Here is a 6183-nt window from a genome sequence, read left to right as displayed (position 1 = left end):
CCCCCCCGACCACGCCCACCAACCCCGGCGGCGCCGCCCGCCGGGGCGGGGGGGGGGGGGGGGGTTGCGGCGGGGGGGGCGCCGGCCAGCAGGGCGGCGGCAACTGGGGCGGAAGCTCCGGTGGCGGTCAGCCTCAGGGCGGCGGAGCTCCCTCCGACGACCCCTGGGCGACCAGTGCGCCGGCCGGCGGCGGTCAGCAGCAGGGCGGCGGCGGTGGCGGCTGGGGCGGAAGCTCCGGCGGCTCCGGTGGCGGCTACTCGGACGAGCCCCCCTTCTAGGCCTCACGGCCAAGGGTGGGGCTTACCCACACTTCTTGATCACACAGGAGAAACACCATGGCGAAGCCGCCTGTGCGCAAGCCTAAGAAGAAGGTCTGCGCTTTCTGCAAGGACAAGGTCCAGTACGTGGACTACAAGGACACGAACATGCTGCGGAAGTTCATTTCCGACCGCGGCAAGATCCGTGCCCGCCGCGTGACCGGCAACTGCACGCAGCACCAGCGTGACGTCGCCACGGCCGTCAAGAACAGCCGTGAGATGGCGCTGCTGCCCTACACGTCCACCGCGCGATAAGGGAAGGGTGACAGAACAATGAAGATCATCCTTACCCACGAGGTCTCCGGCCTCGGCGCTGCCGGCGACGTCGTCGACGTCAAGGACGGCTACGCCCGCAACTACCTGATCCCGCGGAAGTTCGCTATCCGCTGGACCAAGGGTGGCGAGCAGGACGTGGCGCAGATCCGCCGCGCTCGCAAGATCCACGAGATCCAGACCATCGAGCAGGCCAACCAGGTCAAGGGCCAGCTCGAGGGCGTCAAGGTTCGCCTTGCCACGCGCTCCGGCGACGCCGGTCGTCTCTTCGGTGCCGTGACTGCGGCCGACATCGCCTCGGCGATCAAGGCTGCCGGTGGCCCCGACGTCGACAAGCGTCGTATCGAGCTGGGCGCGCCGATCAAGGTGCTCGGTGCCCACGAGGCGTCCGTGCGTCTGCACCCCGAGGTTGCCGCCAAGGTGACCATCGAGGTCGTCGCCGCGTAACGCTGCGCTGGCTTTCAGCGTGTGGAGGGGCCGTACCCGTTTCGGGTGCGGCCCCTCCTGCTGTGTGCGGGCTGAGGTTTCACGTGAAACGTCGGCCGGTGTCGGGGTGCCGGCGGTGGGTTTTTCTCCCCCGCCCTGCCCCGCCCCTTCCCGGAACTGGGGCTCCGCCCCGGACCTCGAATCCGACCTTCGGTCGGATGGCCTCAAACGCAGGCCGGGCTGATCTACCGAGTAGCCCCCGTCACGATCCAGCGGCCCGAGCGGGTGCGGGTCCACAGGGTCAGCATGCGGACGGTCATCATCAGTGTCATCGCCAGCCAGAGAGCGGTCAGGCCGCCGCCGAGGACGGGGACGAGCAGGGCGACCGGGGCGAAGACGGCCAGGGTGACGAGCATGGCCCGGGCCAGATAGGGCCCATCGCCCGCGCCCATCAGCACGCCGTCCAGGATGAAGACGATCCCGCAGATCGGCTGGGAGACGGCCACCACTATCAGCGCCGGCAGTGCGGCGTCATGGACTGTGGTGTCGCCGGAGAACAGCGGCAGGATCAGCGGGCTGGTGGCGACGACCAGGAGTCCGAGCACGATTCCGGACGCGATCCCCCACTGCACCATCCGCCGGCAGGCACCTCGGGCGCCCTCCTCGTCGCCCGCGCCCAGATAGCGGCCGATGATGGCCTGGCCCGCGATGGCAATGGCGTCCAAGGCGAAGGCCAGCAGGCTCCACAGCGACAGGATGATCTGGTGCGCCGCGATCTCGGCGTCGCCCAGGCGGGCGGCCACCGCGGTGGCGATCATCAGGATCGCGCGCAGCGACAGCGTACGGATCAGCAGGGGCGCTCCGGCCTGGGCGCAGGCCCGGATGCCGGCGGCGTCGGGCTTCAATGAGGCGCCATGGCGGCGCGCTCCACGCACCACGACGACGAGATAGGCGGCCGCCATTCCGTACTGGGCGAGCACCGTGCCCCAGGCGGAGCCGGCGATGCCGAGATCGGCGCCGTAGACGAGGCCCACGTTGAGGGCGGCGTTGGCGGCGAAGCCTGCGATGGCCACGTACAGCGGGGTCTTGGTGTCCTGCAGTCCGCGAAGGACGCCTGTCGCGGCGAGGACGATGAGCATCGCCGGGATGCCGATCGCGGAGATCCGCAGATACGTGATGGCGTGGGGCGCCGCGGTGTCGGAGGCGCCGAGCAGGTCGACGATCGTGGGAGCTGTGGGCAGGACGACGGCCAGGGTGGCGACGCCGAGGAGTATCGCCAGCCAGATGCCGTCCATGCCCTGGCGGATCGCCGACGGGAGGTCTCCGGCGCCGACTCTGCGGGCGACGGCCGCCGTGGTGGCGTACGCGAGGAAGACGAAGATGGCGACGGCGGTGAGGAGCAGGCTCGAGGCGACCGCCAGACCGGCGAGCTGAGCGGTGCCGAGATGACCCACGATGGCGCTGTCCACCATCACGAACAGCGGCTCGGCGACCAGCGCGCCGAACGCCGGGACGGCGAGCGCGATGATCTCGCGGTCATGTGCCCGGCGGGCAGCCTTGGGGGTCGGGGGAGCCTGTGTCATGAGCACCAATCTAATCTTCCACAGGTAATGGATGCAAGCGACCTGCAGTCATTACATCACCCTTGGTTGGGCGGATCGTGGCGCACTGTTTGTTCTGATCTTGGTCCGACTGGGGAAGTTTTTTCTCTGCACAGTGGGTGGACAAGGAAACTGCAGGTCAGAAGCTGTTTGTGGAAGACCTTGAGGGCTTGTTCACAGGACTGTCCACCGGCCCGTGCACAGGATTGGCGGGGTTCTCCACAGCATCGGGTCCACTATCCACAGTGCCTGTGGATAACCAGATTGGCTGACGGTGCCTGGGGCCCTACCGTGGTGCGGCGCCCGCGTCTGTTCTCCTGCCTCGAAAACCCTGTGGATCTCTCGCGTCAGAAGCGGAGTCGGGCCTCTTTTTTGTCAGTGTCGTGCCGTAGGAATGAGGGCATGGCGAGGTCCGCTCGGCGGACGGGAGGAGGTGGCCCGGTGAGTATCTCCGAGCCCTTGGACGACCCGTGGGCCGACAGCGGTCCGGGTGATCGTCTGCCCGCCTCCCGCCAGCGTGCCAACGGTGGCCGAGGTCGCGATGAGCAGCACGAGCGCGGTCGAGACGGCGGCGGCTGGGACGGTGGTGCGGCCTTCGAGCGCGTACCGCCGCAGGATCTCGACGCGGAGCAGTCCGTGCTCGGCGGCATGCTCCTGTCCAAGGACGCGATCGCCGACGTCGTCGAGGTCATCAAGGGCCATGACTTCTACCGGCCCGCGCACGAGACGATCTTCACGGCGATCCTCGATCTCTACGCCAAGGGCGAGCCGGCCGACCCGATCACGGTCGCGGCCGAGCTGGTCAAGCGTGGCGAGATCACCAAGGTCGGCGGTGCTCCGTATCTGCACACGCTGGTGCAGACGGTGCCGACCGCGGCCAATGCCGAGTACTACGCGGAGATCGTCCATGAACGGGCGGTCCTGCGCCGCCTGGTCGAGGCCGGCACCAAGATCACGCAGATGGGATACGCGGCCGACGGCGATGTCGACGAGATCGTCAACAGCGCCCAGGCCGAGATCTACGCCGTCACCGAGCAGCGCACCAGCGAGGACTATCTGCCGCTCGGCGACATCATGGAGGGCGCGCTCGACGAGATCGAGGCGATCGGCTCCCGTAGTGGGGAGATGACCGGTGTGCCCACCGGGTTCAGCGACTTCGACTCGCTGACCAACGGTCTGCACCCGGGCCAGATGATCGTCATCGCGGCGCGTCCCGCCATGGGTAAGTCCACGCTGGCGCTCGACTTCGCGCGTGCGGCCTCGATCAAGAACAATCTGCCGAGCGTCATCTTCTCCCTGGAAATGGGGCGCAACGAGATCGCGATGCGTCTGCTGTCCGCGGAGGCGCGGGTCGCGCTGCACCACATGCGCTCCGGCACGATGACCGATGAGGACTGGACGCGTCTCGCACGCCGTATGCCCGAGGTCTCGGCGGCGCCGCTGTACATCGACGACTCCCCGAACCTGTCGATGATGGAGATCCGCGCCAAGTGCCGCCGGCTCAAGCAGCGCAATGACATCCGCCTCGTGATCATCGACTATCTGCAGCTGATGCAGTCCGGTGGCTCGAAGCGTTCCGAGTCCCGTCAGCAGGAAGTCTCGGACATGTCGCGAAACCTCAAGCTGCTCGCCAAGGAGCTCGAGGTCCCGGTGATCGCGCTCTCGCAGCTGAACCGTGGCCCGGAGCAGCGTACGGACAAGAAGCCGATGGTCTCCGACCTCCGTGAATCCGGCTCGATCGAGCAGGACGCGGACATGGTCATCCTGTTGCATCGCGAGGACGCGTACGAGAAGGAGTCTCCGCGCGCGGGCGAGGCGGACATCATCGTGGGCAAGCACCGTAACGGTCCGACGGCGACGATCACCGTGGCCTTCCAAGGCCACTACTCGCGCTTCGTGGACATGGCGCAGACCTGAGCCCCGGGCTCAACCGGCGGCTTACACGGAGGATGGTCCGTGCGGCCGTTGTCGGGGCCGCTCAGGAGCTGTTGGGCCGCTGCGGGGAAATCGGCTCGACCTCGTCCCCGCCGCACGGTGAACTGGCCGCATGACGTCATCCGGTTTCAGCACAGACCCCCGTGGCCCCGAAGACCCCCGAGCCGCCTTCGCCCCGCTCCTCCCCTCTACCCGCCGCGCCCTCCACCACCGCGTGGCCGTCGCCCAGTCCGAGGGCCGGGCGCCCTCCGTCGTGGCCACCGTGGTGCGTGACGGGGAGATCGTGTGGGAGGGGGCGGCCACATCGGTGGACGGCCATGGGCCCGACGGCGACGTCCAGTACCGGATCGGATCGATCACCAAGACCTTCACCGCCGTACTGGTCATGCGACTGCGCAACGAGGGGCTGCTCGAACTGGGGGATCCGGTCGAGAAGCATCTGCCGGACACGGGGATCGGCGACGTGAGCGTCGGGCAACTGCTCGCCCACACGGGCGGGTTGGCGGCCGAGACGCCTGGTGCCTGGTGGGAGCGGACGCCGGGAACCGAGCGGCCGGAGCTCGGGGATGTGCTCGGCGAGGAGCCGTTCCGGCACCCCGTGGGGCGGCGGTATCACTACTCCAACCCCGGCTATACGGTGCTCGGCGTCCTCGTCGAGAAGCTGCGAGGTGCTCCGTGGGAGGACGTGCTGCGGCGCGAGGTGCTCGACCCGCTCGGGCTCACACGGACCTCCGGCACGGCGCAGGCGCCGGCGGCGGGAGGCTGGGCCGTGCACCCCTGGGCCGATGTGATGATGCCCGAACAGGTCGAGGATCTCGGTCTGATGGCGCCGGCCGGTCAACTGTGGTCCACGACAAGGGATCTGGCGCGGTTCGCGGTCTTTCTCGCGCAAGGGGACGACCGGGTGCTGAGCGCCGAGACCGTACGGGAGATGCGGGCGCCCGCATCTCCGCCGGAGGACGGGGACTGGGAGGGCGGGTACGGGCTCGGGGTGCAGCTCTTCAGGCGCGACGGGCGCTCGCTGGCCGGGCACACCGGGTCGCTTCCGGGGTTCCTGGCCTGCCTGGTGCTCAGCGTGGAGGAGGGGCTCGCCGCGGTCGCGCTGGCCAACTGCACGTCCGGGCCGCTGATCGGCACGCTCGCCACCGATCTCGTACGGATCGTGGCCGATGCCGAACCCCGCTTCCCCGAGCCGTGGCGGCCGCTGCCCGAAGTCGAGCCGCGCGTCCTGGAGTTGGCGGGTCCTTGGTACTGGGGCACGAGCGGGTACGGCCTGCGGGTGCTCGCCGACGGGATCGAGTTGGGGCCGCTGCAGGGCAAGGGGCGGTCCTCGCGGTTCCGGGCCGAGGAGGACGGGACCTGGACCGGGCTCGGCGGGTACTACGCGGGCGAGACGCTGCGGGCGGTACGGCGGCCGGACGGGACGGTCAGCCATCTCGACCTCGGGTCGTTCGTGTTCACGCGGGAGCCGTACGACGCGGGGGCGCCGGTGCCGGGTGGAGTGGACCCGGAGGGCTGGCGAGGGCTGAAGCTGCCGTAAGCGGTGAGGTGTTCGGGGTCGTGAGGTGTTCGGGGTCGTGAGGTGTTCGGGGTCGTGAGGTGTTCGGGGTCGTGAGGTGTTCGGGGTCGTG

General features: G+C 69.1%; 5 protein-coding genes and 1 pseudogene. 5 read left to right on the top strand and 1 reads right to left on the bottom strand.

The annotated features are described in order from the left end of the window. From JAO81_RS43200 to rplI, 3 genes and pseudogenes are all read left to right on the top strand, one after another. Positions 1-278 (top strand): annotated as a pseudogene (locus JAO81_RS43200) (single-stranded DNA-binding protein); the annotation flags it as partial. A 57-nt stretch (positions 279-335) separates the two neighbouring features. Next, positions 336-572 (top strand): 30S ribosomal protein S18, encoded by a 237-nt coding sequence (gene rpsR / locus JAO81_RS39960; protein WP_006381652.1) that lies wholly within the window; start codon positions 336-338, stop codon positions 570-572. Positions 573-590: 18 nt separating this feature from the next. Next, the gene (gene rplI, locus JAO81_RS39955; RefSeq protein ID WP_165331413.1) at positions 591-1037 is read left to right on the top strand and encodes a 50S ribosomal protein L9; all 447 of its coding nucleotides are present in this window, start codon (positions 591-593) and stop codon (positions 1035-1037) included. Positions 1038-1261: 224 nt separating this feature from the next. Here the strand turns inward: rplI and JAO81_RS39950 are convergent, their stop codons facing one another. Beyond that, a complete protein-coding gene (locus tag JAO81_RS39950; protein WP_199552919.1) occupies positions 1262-2599 on the bottom strand; it encodes an MATE family efflux transporter in 1338 nt (445 codons plus the stop codon). 459 nt (positions 2600-3058) lie between these two features. Here JAO81_RS39950 and dnaB point away from each other — a divergent pair, with 459 nt between their 5' ends. Next, complete coding sequence (gene dnaB, locus JAO81_RS39945) at positions 3059-4534, top strand: replicative DNA helicase (RefSeq protein WP_199552918.1); 1476 nt, start codon at positions 3059-3061, stop codon at positions 4532-4534. Positions 4535-4766: 232 nt separating this feature from the next. Continuing rightward, the gene (locus tag JAO81_RS39940; RefSeq protein WP_307814184.1) at positions 4767-6092 is read left to right on the top strand and encodes a serine hydrolase domain-containing protein; all 1326 of its coding nucleotides are present in this window, start codon (positions 4767-4769) and stop codon (positions 6090-6092) included. Positions 6093-6183 lie beyond the last annotated feature (91 nt).

The organism is Streptomyces sp. N35 (assembly GCF_016464295.1).
Lineage (GTDB): Bacteria > Actinomycetota > Actinomycetes > Streptomycetales > Streptomycetaceae > Streptomyces.
Note: the sequence above shows the minus strand (reverse complement) of the source record. Positions and strands in the feature narration are given on the sequence as shown.

Bases quoted from the DNA above. Each gene is read 5' to 3' on its own strand.
- rpsR (WP_006381652.1), top strand. From the start codon at position 336: ATGGCGAAGCCGCCTGTGCGCAAGCCTAAGAAGAAGGTCTGCGCTTTC.
- rplI (WP_165331413.1), top strand. From the start codon at position 591: ATGAAGATCATCCTTACCCACGAGGTCTCCGGCCTCGGCGCTGCCGGC.
- JAO81_RS39950 (WP_199552919.1), bottom strand. From the start codon at position 2,599: ATGACACAGGCTCCCCCGACCCCCAAGGCTGCCCGCCGGGCACATGAC.